General features: G+C 74.7%; 15 protein-coding genes and 1 pseudogene. 10 read left to right on the top strand and 6 right to left on the bottom strand.

What is annotated here, in order from left to right; all coding sequences use genetic code 11:
* Positions 1 to 21: 21 nt before the first annotated feature.
* Together OG332_RS02360 and OG332_RS02365 are read left to right on the top strand one after the other, a co-directional pair.
* Entirely contained in the window at positions 22 to 1,536 is a 1,515-nt protein-coding gene (locus OG332_RS02360; protein ID WP_327419081.1) for an IucA/IucC family siderophore biosynthesis protein, read from the top strand.
* A gap of 59 nt (positions 1,537 to 1,595) precedes the next feature.
* Positions 1,596 to 2,264, top strand: coding sequence for a class I SAM-dependent methyltransferase (locus tag OG332_RS02365; RefSeq protein WP_327411842.1), 669 nt, complete (start codon positions 1,596 to 1,598; stop codon positions 2,262 to 2,264).
* A 38-nt stretch (positions 2,265 to 2,302) separates the two neighbouring features.
* Here the strand turns inward: OG332_RS02365 and OG332_RS02370 are convergent.
* Positions 2,303 to 3,495, bottom strand: a pseudogene (locus OG332_RS02370) (cytochrome P450 family protein).
* 148 nt (positions 3,496 to 3,643) lie between these two features.
* On the opposite strand from OG332_RS02370, the gene OG332_RS02375 reads away from it, so the two are divergent.
* Positions 3,644 to 5,191 (top strand): FAD-binding oxidoreductase, encoded by a 1,548-nt coding sequence (locus OG332_RS02375; RefSeq protein WP_327411843.1) that lies wholly within the window; start codon positions 3,644 to 3,646, stop codon positions 5,189 to 5,191.
* Positions 5,192 to 5,203: 12 nt separating this feature from the next.
* Complete coding sequence (locus OG332_RS02380; RefSeq protein WP_327411844.1) at positions 5,204 to 6,502, top strand: hypothetical protein; 1,299 nt, start codon at positions 5,204 to 5,206, stop codon at positions 6,500 to 6,502.
* Here OG332_RS02380 and OG332_RS02385 read toward each other — a convergent pair.
* The 3 genes from OG332_RS02385 to OG332_RS02395 form a co-directional block, all read right to left on the bottom strand.
* Positions 6,456 to 6,848: a hypothetical protein gene (locus tag OG332_RS02385; RefSeq protein WP_327411845.1), complete on the bottom strand. Its 393-nt coding sequence runs from the start codon at positions 6,846 to 6,848 to the stop codon at positions 6,456 to 6,458. The genes OG332_RS02380 and OG332_RS02385 overlap by 47 nt on opposite strands.
* Positions 6,849 to 6,959: 111 nt before the next feature.
* A complete protein-coding gene (locus tag OG332_RS02390) occupies positions 6,960 to 7,502 on the bottom strand; it encodes an HXXEE domain-containing protein (protein WP_327411846.1) in 543 nt (180 codons plus the stop codon).
* Positions 7,499 to 8,446, bottom strand: a complete 948-nt coding sequence (locus OG332_RS02395; protein ID WP_327411847.1) for an AEC family transporter — start codon at positions 8,444 to 8,446, stop codon at positions 7,499 to 7,501. The genes OG332_RS02390 and OG332_RS02395 overlap by 4 nt, the downstream gene beginning before the upstream one ends.
* A gap of 83 nt (positions 8,447 to 8,529) precedes the next feature.
* Between OG332_RS02395 and OG332_RS02400 the strand changes: the two genes are divergently transcribed.
* From OG332_RS02400 to OG332_RS02415, 4 genes are all read left to right on the top strand, one after another.
* Positions 8,530 to 9,906, top strand: coding sequence for a sensor histidine kinase (locus OG332_RS02400; RefSeq protein ID WP_327411848.1), 1,377 nt, complete (start codon positions 8,530 to 8,532; stop codon positions 9,904 to 9,906).
* Complete coding sequence (locus OG332_RS02405; protein ID WP_327411849.1) at positions 9,903 to 10,583, top strand: response regulator transcription factor; 681 nt, start codon at positions 9,903 to 9,905, stop codon at positions 10,581 to 10,583. Before OG332_RS02400 ends, OG332_RS02405 begins: the two co-directional genes overlap by 4 nt.
* A gap of 203 nt (positions 10,584 to 10,786) precedes the next feature.
* Positions 10,787 to 11,830: an alpha/beta hydrolase gene (locus OG332_RS02410; RefSeq protein ID WP_327411850.1), complete on the top strand. Its 1,044-nt coding sequence runs from the start codon at positions 10,787 to 10,789 to the stop codon at positions 11,828 to 11,830.
* Entirely contained in the window at positions 11,827 to 13,056 is a 1,230-nt protein-coding gene (locus OG332_RS02415; protein WP_327411851.1) for an acyltransferase family protein, read from the top strand. Before OG332_RS02410 ends, OG332_RS02415 begins: the two co-directional genes overlap by 4 nt.
* Before the next feature lie 72 nt (positions 13,057 to 13,128).
* Here the strand turns inward: OG332_RS02415 and OG332_RS02420 are convergent, their stop codons facing one another.
* Positions 13,129 to 13,551 (bottom strand): DUF350 domain-containing protein, encoded by a 423-nt coding sequence (locus OG332_RS02420; RefSeq protein WP_327411852.1) that lies wholly within the window; start codon positions 13,549 to 13,551, stop codon positions 13,129 to 13,131.
* Between the two features lie 95 nt (positions 13,552 to 13,646).
* Here OG332_RS02420 and OG332_RS02425 point away from each other — a divergent pair, with 95 nt between their 5' ends.
* Complete coding sequence (locus OG332_RS02425) at positions 13,647 to 15,467, top strand: GNAT family N-acetyltransferase (protein WP_327411853.1); 1,821 nt, start codon at positions 13,647 to 13,649, stop codon at positions 15,465 to 15,467.
* Positions 15,468 to 15,521: 54 nt separating this feature from the next.
* Here the strand turns inward: OG332_RS02425 and OG332_RS02430 are convergent, their stop codons facing one another.
* Positions 15,522 to 17,600: an AMP-binding protein gene (locus OG332_RS02430; protein ID WP_327411854.1), complete on the bottom strand. Its 2,079-nt coding sequence runs from the start codon at positions 17,598 to 17,600 to the stop codon at positions 15,522 to 15,524.
* A gap of 140 nt (positions 17,601 to 17,740) precedes the next feature.
* Here OG332_RS02430 and OG332_RS02435 point away from each other — a divergent pair, with 140 nt between their 5' ends.
* Positions 17,741 to 19,654, top strand: coding sequence for an ABC transporter ATP-binding protein (locus OG332_RS02435; RefSeq protein ID WP_327411855.1), 1,914 nt, complete (start codon positions 17,741 to 17,743; stop codon positions 19,652 to 19,654).
* Positions 19,655 to 19,657 lie beyond the last annotated feature (3 nt).

Here is a 19,657-nt window from a genome sequence, read left to right on the forward strand (position 1 = left end):
ATTCCGATGTCGGAGCCCAGCATGTACTTTCCCTCCTCCCCGGCCGAAGAGGCCGTCGCCGCCGAACTGGCCGGTGTACGGCCCTCGCTCGGGCCCGGGTACGCCGCCGCCCTGAGCGGCGCCCGGGCGGCCGTGCTGACCCGGCTGTGGCGGGCGCTGGCCTTCGAACCGCTGCCCTGGGTCGTGGGCCGGGAGCGGGGGCCGGACGGCCTGACGCTCCTGCTGGCCGGCGGCGCCCGGCTGGAGGGTCCGCTGCCCGATCCGTACGCGACCGAGCCGTACGTGAGCGAACTGCTGCTCGACGGCCGGGCCTACGGGCAGGCCGCGCCGCTGGTCACGGCACTGGGGCCGGCGCACGGGAAGGAGTTCGCCGCCGAAGTCGACGGCAGTACGGCCTCCCTCGCACTCTCCCGGGCCGGCCAGCCGCCCGCCGGGAAGGATTCCGCCCCGGGGGCCACCTGGGAGTGGGAGCAGCGGGTGGTGGACGGCCATCCGTACCATCCGAACTGCCGTTCCCGGCCGGGCTTCTCGGTGGCCGAGCAGCTGGCGTACGCGCCCGAGCACCGCCCGGTGGTGGAGCTCGGCCTCGTCGCCGTACCGGCTGAAAAGTGCCTGGTCACCGGGGACTGGCCGGAGTCGCTGCAGGACGCGGGGCGGATCCTGGTCCCGGTGCATCCGTGGCAGGCGGCGCGCGTACTGCGGCACGAGCGCGTGCGGCCGGGCTTCGCGGCGCACCCGCTGATGGCCCTGCGCACGCTGGCGCCCGCCGACGGCGGCCCTCACGTGAAGACGGCGCTGAGCGCCCGGCTGACCTCCTCCGTACGGGACATCTCCGTCTACTCCATCGAGACTGCGGCGGCCGTGTCCGCCTTCGCCCAGGGCCTGTGCGAGCGGCTCGACGGCAGGCTGCACATCACCCGCACCCTGGGCGCGGCGACCGCTCACACTCCGGACCTGGCGGCCGTGCTGCGCGAGCCGCCGGAGGTCCACGCGGACGCCGGCGCCGGTGAGCGGGTGCTCCCGGTGGCGGCCCTGGCCTCCTTCCCGCCGGCGCGCTCGGCGGCCTGGCGGGCGGACTTCGCCCGTCTCGCGCTCTCGGTCTGCCTGCGGGTGCTGGAGCTGGGGGTGGCCCTGGAGGCCCACGGCCAGAACCTCCTCGTCGTCCTCTCGGCCACTGGCGCCCCGATCCGGCTGGTCTACCGCGACCTCGCCGACATGCGGATCAGCCCGGCCCGGCTCGTCCGGCACGGCCTGCCGGTGCCACCGCTGTCCGGCAGGCTGATCACCGACGACGTGACCGTACTGCGGCGCAAGCTGTTCGGGTCCATGCTGACGGGGGCGCTCGGCGCCACAGCGGGCTCGGCCGGGGCCTTCGCCGAGGCCCTCGCCGAGGTCTCCTCGCTGCCGGCGACCGCCGACACCGAGGCCCTGCTGACCGGGCCGCTGCCCACCAAGGCGCTCACCCTGATGCGGCTGAGCCCCGGCATCCCCGGCGATCAGTGGGCGGAACTGCCCAATCCGCTGGCCGGAGGGTGAGCCGGAGCACCCGAGCCGGGGGTCCCCCGGACCGATCCGGGCGGCTACTGTCCACGGGTATGACGGAGACCTCGGACCTGACCTCGGTGAGGGCGTCGTACGACGCCGTCGCCGTCGACTACGCCCGGCTCGTCGGCACGGAACTGGCCAGGAAGCCACTGGACCGGGCCGTGCTGGCCGCCTTTGCCGAGTACGTGCGCGGCGACCGCGTGCGCGGCGACGGGGGCCGCGGCGGGCGGGCGGTCGCCGACCTGGGCTGCGGACCGGGCCGGGTGACGGCGCATCTGGACGGGCTCGGCGTACGGGCCTTCGGCATCGACCTGTCCCCGGCGATGGTGGCGGTGGCCCGTCGGACGTACCCGGGGCTGCGGTTCGAGGTGGGGTCGATGGCCGCGCTGGACATCGCCGACGGGGTGCTCGGCGGCGTCCTGGCCTGGTACTCCACCGTGCACACCCCGCCCGCGGAACTGCCCTCGGTGTTCGCGGAGTTCGCCCGGGTGCTGGCGCCGGGCGGCTACGCCCTGATCGCCTTCAAGGCGGGCGACGAGAGGATCCGGCTGGAGCACGCCTACGGGCATCCGTTCGAGCTCGACGTGTACTGGACGCCGCCCGACCTGATCGCGGGCCTGCTGGCCGGGGCCGGACTGGCCGAGGTGGCCCGTCTGGTCCGCGAACCGGACGCCTGCGAGAAGTCGCCCCAGGGCTTCCTGATGGCGCGCAAGGGGTGACCCGGGCGCAGCCCGCCCGGCTTGCGGACGGCCCTCGCTCACCAGCGCAGCGGCAGCCGGGTCACGCCCCGCATCAGCCCGCCCGGAAGCCAGTCCCGCGACCCCGCGTCCGGGTCCTCGGCCAGGTCCGGGAAGCGCTCCAGCAGGGCCCGGATCGCGATGCGGCCCTCCAGCCGGGCGAGCGGGGCACCGAGGCAGAAGTGGATGCCGTGCCCGAAGGCGAGGTGCCCGGGGCCGGGGCGCCGGATGTCGAACACGTCGGGCCCGGGCCGCGCGAAGCGCGCCGGATCCCGGTCCGCCGCGGCGAGGGCGACCAGGACGGAGGAACCGGCGGGGACGAAGGTGCCGCCGGTTCCAGGCCGGTGCGGGCGAAGCGGTACGTGGCGTGCTGGACCGGGCCGTCGTAGCGCAGCATCTCCTCCACGGCGCCGTCGATCAGAGCGTCCGGGTCGGCGCGCAGGGCGGCGAGCTGGTCGGGGTGCGCGAGCAGGGCCCGCACACCGTTGCCCACCAGGTTCACGGTGGTCTCGTGGCCCGCCACCAGCAGCAGGAAGGCCATCCCGATCAGCTCGTCCGGTGAGAGCCGGTCGCCGTCCTCGTCGCGGGTGCGGATCAGGGCGCCGAGCAGGTCCTCGCCGGGATCCTCCGCCTTGGCCCCGACCAGTTCGGAGAGGTACGCGGTCATCTCCTCCAGTACGCGGCCGTCCGCGCCGGCGCCGTCCAGCGGGGCGACGATCTCGCTCGACCAGTAGCGGAACCGCGCGCGGTCCAGGCCGGGCACGCCGAGGAGTTCGCAGATCACGGTCATCGGCAGCGGTACGGCGAAGGACCCGATCAGGTCGGCCCGCCGGTCGGGCCGGGCCGCCATCGCGTCGAGCAGTTCGTCGGTGATCTGCTGGACGCGGGGGCGCAGGGATCCGATCCGGCGGGCGGTGAACTCCCGGGCCACCAGGCCGCGCAGCCGGGTGTGGTGGGGCGGGTCCGCGTCCAGCATGCTGGTGGCGACCGCCGGGACGGGCGCGTCCCCCAACAGCCCGGTGCCGAACCAGTTCTTCGACAGGGCCGGGTGGCTCAGCGCCTGCCGGGCCTCCTCGTGGCCGACGACCAGCCACGTCCGCTCGCCGCCCAGCACCACTTCGCGGACGGGGCCGGCGGTGCGCAGCGCGGCGTAGAAGGGGTACGGATCGGCGTTGAAGTCTTCGGTGTGCGCGCTGAGGTCGACGAGGGGCATGGGTGCAGCCTAGGGGGCCGGTACCGTCCGGACCGGTCCGTCCATACGACAAGCCGAACCGTTTCGGCCCTGAGCCGTTCGGGGGGCCGGCCGGGGTGTGTGGGCCCGCCTTCGCGGCGATCGGGGCGGGCGGTGGCAGGAAGGAGGTATGAGCCTCCATCGCCGCCAAGTCCTGGGCAGCGCCGCCGCGGCGGTCCTCGCCACCGTCGGCGCGGCCGCCCGGGGCCCGGACTACGATGCGCTGGCCCGCGGGATCGACGGGCGGGTGGTGCTCCCCGGCGAGCGGGACTACGCCGAAGCCCGCCGGCTGTTCCAGCCCCGCTACGACGCCGTCGCGCCCGCCGCGGTGGCCTACCCCGCGCACGCCGCGGACGTGGCCGTCTGCCTGGACTTCGCCCGCCGCTCCGGCGCGGCCGTCGTCCCGCGCGGCGGCGGGCACGGCTACGCCGGCTGGTCCACCCGCGCCGGCGCCCTGGTCGTCGACACCGGAGCCATGGCGGGAGTGACGGTGGAGGGGGACGGTGTACGGATCGGGGCGGGGGCCCGGCTCGGGGACGTGCACGCCGCCCTCGCCGGGCGGGGGCTGGCCGTCCCGACCGGGCTGTGCCCGTCCGTCGGCATCGCCGGGCTCACCCTCGGCGGCGGTCTGGGGCTTGCCTCGCGGGCGTACGGGACCACCGCGGACCGGCTCACGGGAGCCCGGGTGGTGACGCCCGACGGGCGCGTGCGCGAGATCGCCGCCGACCGGGATCCGCATCTCTTCTGGGCCCTGCGCGGCGGCGGGGGCGGCAACTTCGGCGTGGTCACCGAGTTCCGCTTCCGCCCGCACGCCGCCCCCCGGGACTGCGCCTTCGCCGAACTCCACTGGCCCGGCGGCGACTCCGCGGACGTGCTGCGCGGCTGGCAGCGCTGGTTGGCAGCGCTGCCGGACCCGTTCTGGAGCCAGGTGGAGTTCACCGTCGAATCCGGTTCCGGTTCCGGTTCCGGTACGGGTGACGGGGCCGCGGCGCCGCCGGCGGTCCGCGTGGTGAGCCTCGACGGGCGCGGGGAGCTGGAGCGGCAGCTGACCCGGCTGTCGGACCTGGTCGGCGGACCGCCGCGGGACGACTGGACCGTCGTACGCAGTCACGCGGACACCCTGCGGGCCATGTCGGGCTGCCTGGAGCTGACCGCGGCCCAGTGCCGGCTGCCGGGCACCCTGCCCGGCCGGGGCCCGCAGGGGCGGCTCGACCGGCACTCCTACGCCGCCCGCTCCGACTTCTGGGCGGCCGCCGGGCTGCCCGACGCGGCGATCGGCACGGTCCTGGACGCGGTGCGGCGGTACGGGTCCGAGGCCGGCGTCCCCCGGGGCGGGCTCGCGGTGGTGCAGTTCGACGGAGTCTGCAGCGGCGCGCTGAACCGGGTCCCGGTCGCCGACACCGCCTTCGCGCACCGCGACAGTTCCTTCCTCGCCCAGTACCTCGTCCACTGGCCCGATTCCACGCCGGCCGCCGAAGTGGCCCGGCACGAGGCCTGGCTCGACGGGCTCTGGCAGGACCTGCGGCCCTGGGCGAGCGGCCGCGCCTACCAGAACTACACCGACCCGAAACTCACCGGCTGGCGCGAGGCCTACTACGGCCCGAACCTCGCCCGCCTGCAGGAGGTCCGGCGTGCCTACGACCCGGACCGGCTCTTCCGTTTCCCCCAGGCCGTTTAGGGAGTGTCCGGAATGCGACGTATGGTGACGATGGCCGCGCTGGCGGCCGCCCTGCTGGTGCCCGGAGGCCCCCTGCCGGTGGCCGAGGCCGGGAGCACTGCCTCCGTGAGCGCGGGCCGCTGGTCCGCCCACGAGGCCGAGACCTTCTGGACACCTGAACGGATGGCTGCCGCCGCCCCCCTGCCCCCCGTGACACCGGCGCCTCCCGAACCAGCGGCGCCCGAGCCGCCGTTGGAGCCCCTCGCACCACTGGAGCCGCTGGAACCGACGCCTGGCGGAGCGCCGGCCCCGCCGCCGACCGCGATCCCGATGCCGATCCCGGTCCCGGAACCGGCGGAGCCGTCCGCGACCCCGTCCCCGCTCGCCCCCGTCCCCGTCCCCGTCCCGGAGGCTCCCACTCCGACGCCGACTCCGACACCGACTCCCGCAGCGACTCCGACTCTGCTGCCGCTGCCCGTTCCGACACCGACACCGACACCGACACCGACTCCGACTCCGACTCCTAAGCCGACCCCCAAGCCGACGCCGAAGCCGTCTCTGCTCCCCGCCCCCGCACGGCCGGTCGTGCCCCGGGTGCCGGTCACCGACCCCGGCATCGGGCAGAACTTCGACGGCATCCCGGTCGTCGGCCGGATGTTCCTCGTCAAGGGCGGCGGATCCTACTTCTGCACCGCCAGCGTGGTCGCCTCCCCCGGCCGCAACCTCGTGCTCAGCGCAGGGCACTGCCTGCTCGGCTCGGACACCCAGCAGGTGGCCTTCGTACCGCGGTACACGCGCGCGAAGCCGCAGCCGTACGGCATGTTCCCGGTCCTGCGGGACGCGGCCGGGCGCTCCAGGATCTGGATCGACCCGCGCTACCGCTCCCAGGGTCCCGACCGCGCCGCCGCCCTCGACGTGGCCTTCGCCCAGGTGGGGCCCGACGCGCGCGGCTTCCCGGTGCAGGACGTGGTCGGCGGGAACCGGCTGGTCACCGGCGCCGGTTACGCGCACGCGAAGGTGTCGCTGATCGGGTACCCGGCCTCCGCCGCCCGTCCGCGCCTGTGCGTGAACCGAACGACGAGGTTCACCAGCAAGGACGCGCGGATCCCGGGATCGTTCCTGCGCATCGCCTGCACCGGCTACCCCGGCGGGACCAGCGGGGGCCCGTTCCTGCTCCGCTACAACGGGCAGACGGGGACCGGTGACGTGGTGGGGGTCATCGGCGGCTGGAAGACGGGCGGGGACACCGCCGACACCTCGTACAGCTCCTACTTCGGCACGGACATCAGGAAGTTGTACGAGAAGGCGGTTGCCGGGGCGAAGGTGCGGTGAGTACCCGTACCCAGCGGGTCCTGCGCGGGTTCCCGACCGTACGCGGCGTTGCCGGGAGCCCGTCGTCGGCGGCCACGTCGGCGGAGGCGAGGCCGAGCCGGCGGCGCAGGTCGGCGAGGGCGGCATGGACGGGCGCGAGGACGACCTCGGCGCCCGGGTCGATGGACGCGAGGGCATGGGCGGTGGTCTCGATCGCCTCGGCGGCGTCCTCGGCCGCGGTCCGGCTCCACCCTCCGGGCGCCCCTATGCCCCAGGGCGCGATGGTGTCGTAGAGGTGGCAGGCGGCATCGGCCACGGCGTCGGCCCGTTCCCCGACGCCCGGCGCCGCGATGGTCGGCAGTTCCATGCCGGGTCAACGAGCCGGTCCCGCCCGGGGGTACGACCGGATGCCCCGCGGGGCGAGCGGGTGCCGGGCGGGTCGTCCCGCCCGGCGCATCGGCCCGCCCCGTGAGACGCCCTAGCGCGCGGTCGTGGCCCGGAGGATCCTCCGGGCCACGGCGTGCGAGGCCACGGTGGCCGCCCCGGCGAGCGCCAGGCCCTGGACCACGTCGCGCGCCCGGGTGGGCCGCAGGACCCCGTCGCGGCGCAGCCGGCCGCGCGCCCACAGGGTGAAGGGGACCACGAGCAGCGGCGAGGTGACCACGCCGGGCGTGTAGCCGCGGGTCGCGGCGGCCTGCGCGAGGTGGACGAGGCCGTGCAGGCCGAAGCCGTTCAGGGAGGCCTGGTAGAAGGCCGAGCGCCCGCCGGTGCGGTGGCCGTCGGCGGAGGCGGCCGCGACGACGACGGCCATCACGCCGACCGCGGTGGCGAACTCGCGGCCGTCCACGGCTTCCATGCTGCGCCAGACCCGGTCGGGGACGCGGGGGTGGCGCTCGCGCAGCACCGGGACCCGGGTACGGGTCCAGCGTGCCACGGTGGCCACTTCTTCGAGGTCGTGCACGGTCCAGGCGGCGAGCAGTCCGAGGGTGACGGCGCTGCGCGGTATCGAGGATGCGTTCATACCGCAATAGTCTGCAGCCACAGGGGCAGCAGGAGGAGCGACACGAGCGAACTCTTGATCACCAGCGAAGCGGAGAGGTCGACGCCCACGTCGTAGCGCTGGGCGAAGATGAACAGGTTCTGCGGGGTGGGCATCGCCGCGATCAGGACGAGGTACGCCAGCCACTCGCCCCGGACGCCGAAGAGCATCCCGCACACCGCCCAGGTCAGCAGCGGGAACGCCAGGCACTTGAAGCCTATGAGGGCCAACTCCTCGCGCGTGGTGCCCCGCAGGTCCAGGCCGAGGCCGCCGAGGTGGAGACCGAGGGCGAACAGGGCGACGGGCGAGGCGCTGTCGCCGACGAAGGCGGCGCCGTCCAGGACCACGCCCGGCACCTTCACCGAGAGCAGGTTGAGCAGGATCCCCGCGTTGCAGGCGAGGACCACCGGGGTGGTGAGCGAGGCACCGACGGCGCGGGCGAGGCGCCGGGCCGGACCGCCCGAGGCGGGCCCCGCTCGGCCCAGTTCCATCAGGGCGATGACGACCAGGGACAGCACGCAGACCTGGAACAGCAGGATCGGGAAGATCGGCGCCGCCGTCCCGAACACGGTGATGAAGACGGGGACGGCGAAGTAGGCCGTGTTGACCTGGACCCCGGCCATCACGCGCAGCGCAACGACGCGGGGCTCCCGGATGCCGTGGACGACCGCCGCCACGGCGACCGCCACGACCGCGAGGGCCGCCGACCCGGCGTAGCCGCCGATCGCCCGCCAGTTGAAGAGGGCCGCGAGGTCGCTGGCGTAGATGTTGCCGAAGAGGTAGCAGGGGACGGCGAAGAGGAAGGCGTAGTCGGAGAAGACCTTGGAGGCCTCCGCCGGGACGATCTTGCGGCGCGCGAGCACCACCCCGCCGCCGAAGGCCAGCAGTACCGGCACCAGCTTCTCCAGCGCGGCTGCCCCACCCATGCCTGTCTTCCCTCGTGATCGCCCGGCGAGCAGCCTACCCGTACCCCGGTTCGGGGCCCGTCGGCGCATAGGCTGGTCCGATCATGAGCGACGAACCCCGCACCCGGCTGTTCGGACGGAACCGCGACCGCACCCGCACCCCTGCAGCCGGATCACCCGGTGCCCGCGTGCCCGGCGCGCTGGGACAGCTCGCCGTGGTGCTGCGCACGCCCGCCCGGGCGACGCAGCCCCTGCTGGGGCAGGCGCCCAAGCGCTGGCAGCGGATACTTCCGTACGTCGTCGTCGGCATCTTCGTGGTGACGCTGCTGCCGGTGACCATCGCCGTGCTGACCAACGACTACGGGGTGGACGGCGGCTGGGCGGGCGCGCTCGGGGTGGCGCAGACCGTGCCGCTCCTGCTCGCGGTGGTCCGGCCGCTGCCCGCCTGGGGCCTCGTCCTGGGGGCGGACCTCGTCGGAGCGGTCCTGCTGATCGGCGCCGACGAGGTGGCCGGGCACGCCTGGCCGTGGCCGCCGATGACCATCGTCGGCTACCTGCTGCTGATGGCCTGTCTGGGGCTGCGCGAATCCATCCGGAACCTGGTCGGGGTGTGGCTGGTGACCGGCGGGCTCGGTGCGGTGCTGGGCTTCTTCCAGCCTGCGGGCGTGATGAACTCCGCCGCCCTGCTCTTCGTGCTGAGCGGGGTCGTGCTGGTGCTGACGGGCGCGCTGCGCGGTCTGGGCGACGCACAGCAGCGGATCGCCGAGCAGGAGAGCATCAGCGAGGCGGAGCGCGCCCGGCGGACCCTGCTGGAGGAACGGGCCCGGATCGCACGCGAGTTGCACGACGTGGTGGCCCACCACATGTCGGTGATCACCGTCCAGGCGGATTCGGCGCCGTACCGGCTGCCGGGCATGCCCGAGCCCGTACAGGAGGAGTTCGCGGCGATCGCGGCCAGTGCCCGGGAGTCGCTGGGCGAGATGCGGCGGCTGCTGACCGTACTGCGCGGTGACGGGGCGAACGGCGGCGCGGAGGGCGAGCGGGCCCCGCAGCCGGGGATCGACCGGCTCCAGCAGCTGGTGGAGGCGACCGTACGGGCCGGGCAGCCGGTGGAGTTGTCTCTGGCGGCGGGGGCGGCCGGGGCCGCTCCGCCGGCGGTGGACCTGTCGGCGTACCGGATCGTGCAGGAGGCCCTGGCCAATGTGGTGCGGCACGCGCCGGGCGCGCGCACCCGGGTCTCGGTGACGGTCGACGAGGACGACGTGCTGGTGCTCGTGGTCAACGGTCCGGCCCGGGACACCGTGGTGGCGCTGGAGAGTTCGGGCACGGGGCACGGCCTGGTGGGGATGCGGGAGCGCGTACGGTTGACCGGCGGGACGCTGGACACCGGTCCGCTGCCCGACGGCGGCTTCCGGGTCGCCGCCCGCCTGCCCCTGAACGCCCCGGGCGACCCGACCCATCTGAACGAGGAGGGGAATTGACCATCCGCGTGATCATCGTCGACGACCAGGCCATGGTGCGGGCGGGGTTCGCCGCGCTGCTGTCGGCGCAGGCCGACATCGACGTGGTGGGCGAGGCTCCCGACGGTCGGCAGGGGGTGCAGGTCTCCCGCTCCACGCACCCCGACGTGGTGCTGATGGACGTGCGGATGCCGGAGATGGACGGGCTCACGGCGGCCCGGGAGATCCTCGATCCCCCGCCCGGGGTGGTGCACCGGCCGAAGGTGCTGATGCTGACCACCTTCGACATCGACGACTACGTGTACGAGGCGCTGCGCGCCGGCGCCTCCGGTTTCCTGCTGAAGGACGCCCCGCCGGCCGATCTGATCGCGGCGGTACGCGTCGTCGCCTCGGGCGAGGCGCTGCTGGCGCCCTCGGTGACCCGGCGGCTCATCGCGGACTTCGTCCAGCAGCGGCCGGCTCCGCGCAAGGACCCGGCACTGCGGCTGAACGGCCTCACCCCGCGGGAGACCGAGGTACTGGAACTCATCGCACGCGGCCTGTCTAACCAGGAGATCGCCGGGCATCTGGTGCTGGCCGAGCAGACGGTGAAGACCCACATCGGACGGGTGCTGGCCAAACTCGACCTGCGGGACCGGGCGCAGGCCGTGATCTTCGCCTACGAGGCGGGGCTGGTCCGGCCGGGCGACTCCGCCTGACGGGACGGCCGGGCGGCGCGGCCTGCCCGGGCGGCAGGGCACCTCCGCCTGACCGGACGGCAGGGCGGTTTCCGGCGGGGAAGCGCGCCCCGGCTCCTCCACCCCCTACCGGGGTATGACATCCGACTTGGCACCACGGTCCGACGTACGCGCCGGTACCTCCTTCCTACCTTCCTCCTCGTCACGAGGAGAGGAGAAGGGGCATGCGCCGCTTCGGAAGGACGCTGGTCACGGCCGCGCTGGCGGTGGCCGTCGTCGGGGGGACCGCCGGATGGGCCTCGGGTGAGAGCCAGGCCGCGGTCACCGGGCCGCCGCCCGGCACCGCCGGCTGGCTAGCCGATACGGCGTCCGGCCGGGCGCTGCCGGATCCGGCGACCGCGACGCCGCGCGAGGTGGCCCGGTTCTTCGCCGGGCTCGACGAGGCGGAGCGCCGGGAACTCCTGCGCGACCACCCGCTGGTGGTCGGCAACCTGGAGGGGGCGCCGCTCCCCCTGCGGTACGAGGCCAACCGGATCGCGATCGCCGCCACGGGTGAGGCGCGGTACGCCTCCCTCGCCGCGCCGGACCGGCGGATCCTGGCCTTCGACCCGCGCGGCCGTGGCCAGGTCGCCGAGGTGTTCGGGGACCTGGAGCACACGGAGCACGTCTCGGTGGTCGTGCCGGGGTCGGACAACGACGCCACCGCCTACGACGCCCGGCGCAAGCCGAACACCGGCCCGGCCGGGATGGCGCGGGCGCTGCGCCAGGCGACCGGCGGGTTCACCGCCGTCGTCGCGTGGATCGGTTACACCACTCCCGTCGGCGTCGGTCTGGACGCGGCCGACGGCCGGCTGGCCACGGCCGGCGCGGCCCGCCTGGCCCGGTTCACCGCAGGGCTCGACGCGGTCGGCGCGCCCGATCCGGTGCTGTTCTGCCACAGCTACGGCTCGGTGGTGTGCGGGCTGGCGGCCCGGCACACGGACGCCTCCGACATCGTGGCCTTCGGCTCCCCCGGGATGCGCGCCGACACCGCGGCCGGTCTGCGCACCGGTGCCCGCGTCTGGGCGGCCCGGGGTCCCTCCGACTGGATCGCGGACGTCCCGAACGTCGAGTTCGCCGGGATCGGCCACGGCGCCGACCCCACCTCCGCGGCCTTCGGCGCCCGCCGGGTGCCCGCCGCCGATGTCCAGGGCCACGCCGGCTACTTCACGCCCGGCACCCAGTCCCTGGCGGCCTTCGCCGCGATCGCGAACGGAGAGGCCCGATGAGCGCATCCGCTGCCCTGGCCCCGCTGAGGAAGGCCGCCGGGCGGATCGACCGGCAGACCCCCGCCCACCGCGACCGGGCGGTCGACGGGCTGCGCGCCCTGGCCCTGCTGGCCGTGCCGACCGGCCACTGGCTGCTCGGCGGCTTCACCCTCGACTCCGACGGCGGCCTGCACAACGCCAGCCCGCTGTCGGCCTTCGGCGGGCTGGCTCCGGCCAGTTGGGTGCTGCAGATGCTCGGCATCTTCTTCCTGGTCGGCGGGTACGCCTCGGCGCTCTCCTACCGGCGCCGCCCCGGTTCGGCGGGTGCCTGGCTGAAGGGCAGGATCGTCCGGCTGGGGCGGCCGGTGCTCGGGGTCACCGCGGTGTGGGCGCTGGCCGCGCCGGTGCTGTACGCGGCCGGGGTGCCCGAGGCCTCGCTGCGCACCGGGGCGAAGCTGGTGGTCCAGCCGCTCTGGTTCGTCGGGGTGTACGTGGTGGTCACCGCCCTGACCCCGTACTGCGTGCGGGCGGCGGGCCGCCTCGGCGGCTGGGCCGCGGTCCCCCTGCTCGCTTCGGTGGCCTTGGTGGACTTCCTGCGGTACGGGCCGCTCGCCGGCTCGGTACCGTCCTGGCTGTCCCTGGTGAACATCCTGCCGGGCTGGCTGTTCGCGTACCAGCTGGGCGTCTCCTGGGGCGAGCGGCGGATCGGGCGGCGCGGGGCCTGGCTGCTGCTGGCCGGCGGGACGCTGCTGTTCGCGGCCCTGCTGGCGGTGTTCCACTATCCCGCGTCGATGGTCGGCGTACCGGGTGCGGCGCGGACCAACTCGCATCCGCCGTCGCTGCTGGTACTGGCCCTGGCCTCGGCCCAGTCGGGCGCGGCGATCCTGCTGCGCGACCGGCTGGCGAGGCTGCTGGCCCGGCCGGCCCTGTGGGCTCCGGTGGTCGTGGTCAACCTGTGCGCGATGACGATCCTGTGCTGGCACCAGACGGCCATGCTGGCGGCGGCCGTACCCGGCTCGTTCGTGGGTGGGCTGGCCGGGCTGACGACGGCCCCGGACAGCCTGGGCTGGATCGCGGCGCGGATGGCGTGGATTCCGGTGTTCGCGGCGCTGCTGGTGGGCATCGCCCGGTACGCGCGCCGGTTCGAGCATCCGCCGAAGGGTGTGCGCGGCAGCCGGGCGCTGCGCCGGACCGTGGTGGGGCTGCTGGCGGCGGGGTTCGCGATGTTCGCACTGGGTCTCGCGTAGCCCCCGCATCCGAAGACGAGAGCGCCGCTCCCCGGAGGGAGCGGCGCTCTCGTCACGTACGGGTGCTCCGCGTCAGGCGATCGAGGCGGCGACTATCGCGGCCACGGCGAGGTTGCAGGCGGCCGAGACCCAGACGGCCGGGTGGGGTTCCGGGTCGACGACGATGGCGCCGAGTTTGCCCGGGGTCACCAGGTCGAGCACCAGGAAGGCGACCGCCATCAGGACCAGGCCGAGCAGGCCGAAGGCCGCGGTCGACGCCAGGCCCTTGCCGAAGTCCTGGTACGTCGTCCAGATCGAGGTGAAGACGATGCCGCCGATGCCGAGGAGCGCGGAGCTGAGGAAGAGCGCCGCGTTGCGGTTGCGCTCCTCCCAGATCTGCTTCGGAAGCTTCCCGGGCGTCAGCACGTCCACGAGGACGATGCCGAGGATCAGCAGGACCAGGCCGAGGGCGCCGTAGGCGCTGGTGCGGCCAAGTCCGTTGATGATGTCGCTCATTGAGAAGCCTGTCTCCGCGTGGGTGGGAAAGTATGTGCCGTGGGGAGGCCGAATCTATCGCACGGCTCTTCGACGGACCATGGGGAGGTCAGCAGATGGTAAAGGTCAGGGCCGCGCGGGCGGCCGAGGCGGGGGCCCTGACCCGGCTGGTCATGCGGTCCAAGGCCCACTGGGGGTATGACGCCGGCTTCCTCGCCGCGTGCGCGCCGGAACTGCGGATCCGGCCGGATGAGGTGACGGCCCGCCGGATCGTCGTGGCCGAGAACGGTCGGGGAACGGTGCTCGGGCTGGCCTCCCTGGAGGGGGCTCCCCCGCTGGCGGCGATGGGGCTGCTCTTCGTCGAGCCGTCGGCCATCGGGCAGGGGGTGGGGCGGCTGCTGTACCGGGACGTGCTGCGCCGGGCCGTGGAGCTGGGGGTGCGCAGGCTGGTGATCGACGCCGATCCGCACGCCGCCGGGTTCTACCGGGCGATGGGGGCGGTGGCGACGGGGGCGGTGGCGACGACGCGGGCGACGGGGGCGGCGGCCTCGGCCGCGCCGCCGGACCGGACGGGCCCGGCCCTGGTGCGGTTCGAGGCGGCTCCCGTCCCGCTCGCCGACTGGGCGCGGGCGTGGACCGGGGGCGGGCGGGCCGTGCACGTGGGCAACGTGGCGGAGTTCAACGCACAGTTCGCCGACGCCTCCCTCGACCGCGAGCAGTCGGCCGCACACCACTACGCCTGCCTGGCCGCCTTCTACAGCCCGGACCCGGCGGCCCTGGTCCTGCCCCGGCCCGTCCCGAAGGGCTGGACCGAGCTGGTCTGCCGCCAGCTGGGCTGGTCGGGGGTCGAGGTGTACGACGGCCTGGCGGAAGGGGATCCCGGGCTGTGCGATGCCGTACGGGCCCGGCCGGCGCTGGCCGCGCTGCTGACCGGGGCCGGGCTGCCCCTCGTACCGTGGGGGCGCACCCGGCCGTTCAAGCGGCTCGCGGGCCGGCCGTGGCGGGCCGGGGAGCTGCGCTACGAGTCGAAGTCCGCGGCGCACGCGCTGTTCGGACGGATCCTGGCGGACGGCGGGCATCCCGCGATCGTGCTTCCCGCGCAGTGGCGGGCCGCCGGCCGGTGGGCGGCGGTCCGGCTGCTGGCGGCCCGGACCAGGGCCGGCGAGAGCAGTGTTCTGAAATCGGAGCACGGCGTCGGAGGTTCGGGCACCACGATGGTCACCCCCGATCGGGTCCGGGCCGCGGGCGGGGCCCGCGCCGTGCTGCGGCGGCTGCCGCGCGGGCCGCTCCTGGTGGAGGAGTACGTGGCCGGTCCGGCGGAGACGGACGGCCCGCGGGATCTCACCTACGACGGGTTCGTGGACGAGGCGGGCCGGGTGCACGAGGTCGGCGGGGCGGTGATGGACGTGAAGGACGGCTGTTACCAGGGCGCCACGGTGGGTCCCGGAGTGGTGCCCGCGTGGGCGGAGAAGCCGCTCGCCGCCTTCGGGGCGACGGTGGGCCGGGAGCTGGCGGAGTCCGGCTACCGGGGCTGGTTCGACGTGGACTTCGTCGCCGACGGCGCCGGCCGGCTCGCTCCGACGGAGACGAACCTGCGGCTGACGGGACCGTCCGTCGCCTTCATGGTGGCGGCCCGGCTCGACGCGCTGCGGGGCGCGGGGCACCTCGTACGGATCGCCGACCGGGTGGAACTCGGCGCGCGGCTGCCCGAGGCGCAGCTGGACGAGTTGTGCGCGGCCCTGGCGCGGGGCTGTGCGGAGCTGGGGGCGGTCTTCGTCCCGGCGATCCCGACGGGGGCGTTCGAACCCGCGCCGTGGCTGGGCGTGCTGGTGGCCGCGCACCGCAGGGAGACGCTGGACGCGGCCGAGTCCCTGGTGCGGGCCGGGGCCCGGGCGGTCGGGGCGGAGTTCACCGCGTTCACCCGGTCCGCCGGGTAGCCCCGCCCGCCCTCCGGCCCGGTGGGCCCGGCCCGCCCGCCGGGCCCTGATCGGTCAGTCGTCGTAGTCTTCGTCGAAGTCGAACGGGTCGGCCGGTTTCGCGACGAGGTAGGCGGCGACGACGGCTCCCGCGATCATCAGGGGAATGTTGAAGGCGTAGACGAGCGCGGCCTGCCGCGGCCAGTCCTGTTTGGCGGCCAGCCGGTAGAGGTTGTCCTGCGGCCACCAGGCCAGCAGGAGGTAGGACACCGCCAGATGGGCGGCCGCGGTGATGCGACGGCCGCGGCCCCGGCTCCGCATCCGGGCGCGGCCCCCGAAGAGGAAGACCACCCCGACACCGAAGGCGGCGCACTCGAACAGGTAGAGGACGGAGAAGAGGAACGCCCAGGGCTGCGGCACCCCGGTGAGGTCGGTCGATCCGGGCCAGAGGAGGTTCGTGAGGATCAGGGCGACGAAGCCCAGGCCGACTCCCCCGCAGCCGCCCGCACAAGAGGCCGGGAGCCCCTCTCCGGCCGTGGCGGCCCCGTACTTCCCGGACGTGCTCCCGCCGCCCCCCTTCGCCGCGGCGGCGGGCAGGATGGGCAGCGGCAGGGCGGCCCGGTCCTCCTGGCCGGCCCGGTTGCGGGGCAGTGCGCGCAGCCGGATCACCGTGCGCGGGATCTCCTCCCTGAGCACCTTCCCCGCCAGGTGGTCGCGCAGTTCCTCGATGTCCGGCAGCAGGGCGGCCACGGGTGACGAGGAACCTCCGGCGGGCGGGGCGACGTAGGCGACGAGGCGGCGCGGGCCGCGCGCGCCGTCGACCCCGTTCACGATCACCGAGCCGATGCCCTCGTGGCTGCGGATCGCGGACTCGATCGGGTGGGGGTCGACGGAGCGCCCGCCGGGCAGGGTGATGCGGTCCCCCAGCCGGCCGCCGAACTCCAGCAGCCCGTCCTCGCGGAGCAGGCCCAGGTCACCGGTGGGTATCGCGTCACCGCCGCCGGGCGGGGCGAGGCGGATCTGGCCGTCGCGCACCTCGACGCGGCAGCCGGGGAAGGGGATGCCGAGCAGGGAGAGTTCTTCCGGGTCGTCGAGCGGGCGGGGCAGCTGCGGCAGTTCGAACCAGGTGCCGGTGCCCGCGCTCTCCGCGAGCCCGTAGACGTTGAGCACCCGTGCGCCGGGCCGCAGCAGGACCTGCAGGGCCGCCTGGTCGTCGAGGTAGAGCCGGTCGCCCGAGACGGCGAGCAGCCGCAGCGACCGGAAGGCGGTGCCCGGCTCCTCTTCCCCCCTGAGGAGTTCGAGGGCGGTGGCCGGGTCGGTGTGCAGGACGGTGACGTGCTCGGTCCCGACCGACGCGCGGATGTCCTCGGGCTTCCAGGGGGACCGCCGGGGAAGGACGAGGGCGCCGCCCGAGCACAGGGCCCGGGTCCAGCCCGCGGCGAAGGCGGTGACGTCCGTCCCGGCCGCGATCAGGTGCCGGTCCGCCGGGGTGAACCGGCCCACCTCGGCCCAGCTCTCGTGGGCGGCGAGCAGCAGACCGTGGCTGACGGGGACGGCGCGCGGTTCGGCCGCCCCGGTGAACAGGAGGGCCGCGGTACGGCCGGGCGCCGGGAACGGCGGCGAAGCGGCCGCCTGCACCGCGGGCTGTCCGGAAGGCTGGTCGGCGGGCTGGTCGGCGGAGCTTTCCGCGGGCTGTTCCCCCCGCTGTCCGGCGATCGCGGCGGCCTCCGCGCCCAGCCGGATCACCTTCACCCCGCTGCCGTTGTCGAGGGCGGCCCGGTGGGCGAGTGTGGTGAGCAGCACGAAGGGCTCGGCCGCGGTGAGCTGGGCCTGCCCGGTGCGCGGGTTCTCGGCGTCGACGACGACGTACGTCCCGCCGGCCTTGAGGGTGGCGAGGAGGGCGACGACCAGTTCGGCCTGCCGGGCGGTGCCGATGGCGACGAGGCCGCCGGGCGGCAGGCCGGAGGCAAGCAGACGGTGCGCCAGCCGGTCGGCCCGCTCGTCCAGTTGCCCGTAGGTGAAGCTCTCTGAGCCTGCGATGAGGGCGTGGGCTCCGGGAGTGTCTCGGACCCACTGCTCGAAGCGCTGCAGGACGGTGTCGGCGGTTCGCTTGCCGAAGCGTACGGACTCGGATGACTCGGATCCCTGCGTCATGAACCGATGATGCCACCGGGCACCGACAGCGGGCGGGGAAGGCGAAAATCCTTCGTACGAACGGGAGTCGGCGACACCTGCGGGCGGTCCGGCACCGAAACCTTGACCTCAGGTCAAGTTGAGGTCCTAGCGTTCGAGTCATGGACATGGAAGTCACCGCCTGGACCTCGCTGCACAGCGCGATCAACGCCCAGCAGGACCGCCGCCCGCTCTCCCGGGCCGGCCTGCGCCGCGTCGCCGCCTTCGCCCGCCCGCACCGCCGCGGGCTCACCCTCTTCCTCCTGCTGAGCGTGGTGACCGCGCTGCTGGCGGTGGCCACCCCGGTGCTCGCCAGCCGGGTGGTCACCGCCATCGTCGACGGCCGCGACGGTGCTGCCGTCACCCGGCTCGCCCTGCTCATCGCGCTGATCGCGGTCGCGGAGGCCGGGCTGGGGTTGCTGACCCGCCGGCTCTCCGCCACCCTCGGCGAGGGGCTGATCCTGGACCTGCGGACGGCGGTCTTCGACCACGTGCAGCGAATGCCGGTCGCCTTCTTCACCCGCACCCGGACCGGGGCCCTGGTCAGCCGGCTGAACAACGACGTGATCGGCGCCCAACGCGCCTTCAGCAACACCCTGTCGGGGGTGGTCGCCAACACCGTGACCCTGCTGCTGACCCTCACCGTGATGCTCAGCATCTCCTGGCAGATCACCCTGCTGGCGCTGGTGCTGCTCCCGGTGTTCGTGCTGCCGGCCCGCCGGATGGGGGCGCGGATGGCGGCGATGCAGCGGGAGGCCTCCGCACTGAACGCCGCGATGGGCACCCAGATGACCGAGCGGTTCTCGGCCCCCGGCGCGACGCTGGTCAAACTGTTCGGCCGGCCCGCCGACGAGTCCGCGGAGTTCGCGGCCCGGGCGGCGCGGGTGCGGGACATCGGGATCCGCACGGCGATGGCCCAGTCGGCCTTCATCACGGCCCTCACCCTCGTCTCGGCCCTGGCCCTCGCGCTCGTCTACGGGCTCGGCGGGTTCTACGCCCTGCGCGGTTCCCTGGACGCCGGTTCCGTCGTCGCCCTCGCCCTGCTCCTGACCCGGCTGTACGCCCCGCTGACCGCGCTCGCCGGGGCCCGTGTCGAGGTGATGAGCGCGATGGTGAGCTTCGAGCGGGTCTTCGAGATCCTCGACCTGAAGCCGCTCATCGCGCAGAAGCCGGACGCTCGAAGGGTGCCGGAGGGGCCGGTGGCCGTGGAGTTCGACCGGGTCTCCTTCGGCTATCCCTCCGCCGACAAGGTCTCGCTCGCCTCCCTGGAGGAGGTCGCCGCCCTCGACGCCCGGGGCGGTACTCAGGTGCTGCACGAGGTGTCCTTCCGCGCCGAACCCGGCCAGATGATCGCCCTGGTCGGCTCGTCCGGCGCCGGCAAGTCGACCATCGCGCAGCTGCTGCCGCGGCTGTACGACGCCGACGCGGGCGCCGTGCGCCTCGGCGGGATCGACGTACGGGACCTCACGGCCGACTCGATCCGCGAGACGCTCGGCATGGTCACCCAGGACGGGCACCTCTTCCACGAGTCGGTACGGGCCAACCTGCTGCTGGCCCGGCCGGACGCCGCCGAGGAGGAGATCTGGGAGGCCCTGCGGCGCTCGCGCCTCGACGGGCTCGTCGCCTCGCTGCCGGACGGACTGGACACGGTGGTCGGGGAGCGCGGCTACCGGCTGTCGGGCGGGGAACGGCAGCGGCTGACCATCGCGCGGCTGCTGCTGGCCCGGCAGCGGGTGGTGATCCTCGACGAGGCCACCGCGCACCTGGACTCCACCTCGGAGGCGGCGGTGCAGGAGGCGCTGGGCGAGGCCCTGGCGGGCCGGACCGCGGTGGTGATCGCACACCGGCTGTCGACCGTACAGGCGGCGGACCTGATCCTGGTGGTCGAGGACGGCCGGATCGTGGAACGGGGCACGCACACCGAGCTGCTGGCGGCGGGCGGCCGTTACGAGGAGCTGTACCGCACCCAGTTCGCGGCGGCGGACACGCCTGCCGACCTGGCCTCGGGCGGCGCGGCACCGGTGCCGGGAGCATGATGC

Source organism: Streptomyces sp. NBC_01233 (assembly GCF_035989305.1).
Lineage (GTDB): Bacteria > Actinomycetota > Actinomycetes > Streptomycetales > Streptomycetaceae > Streptomyces.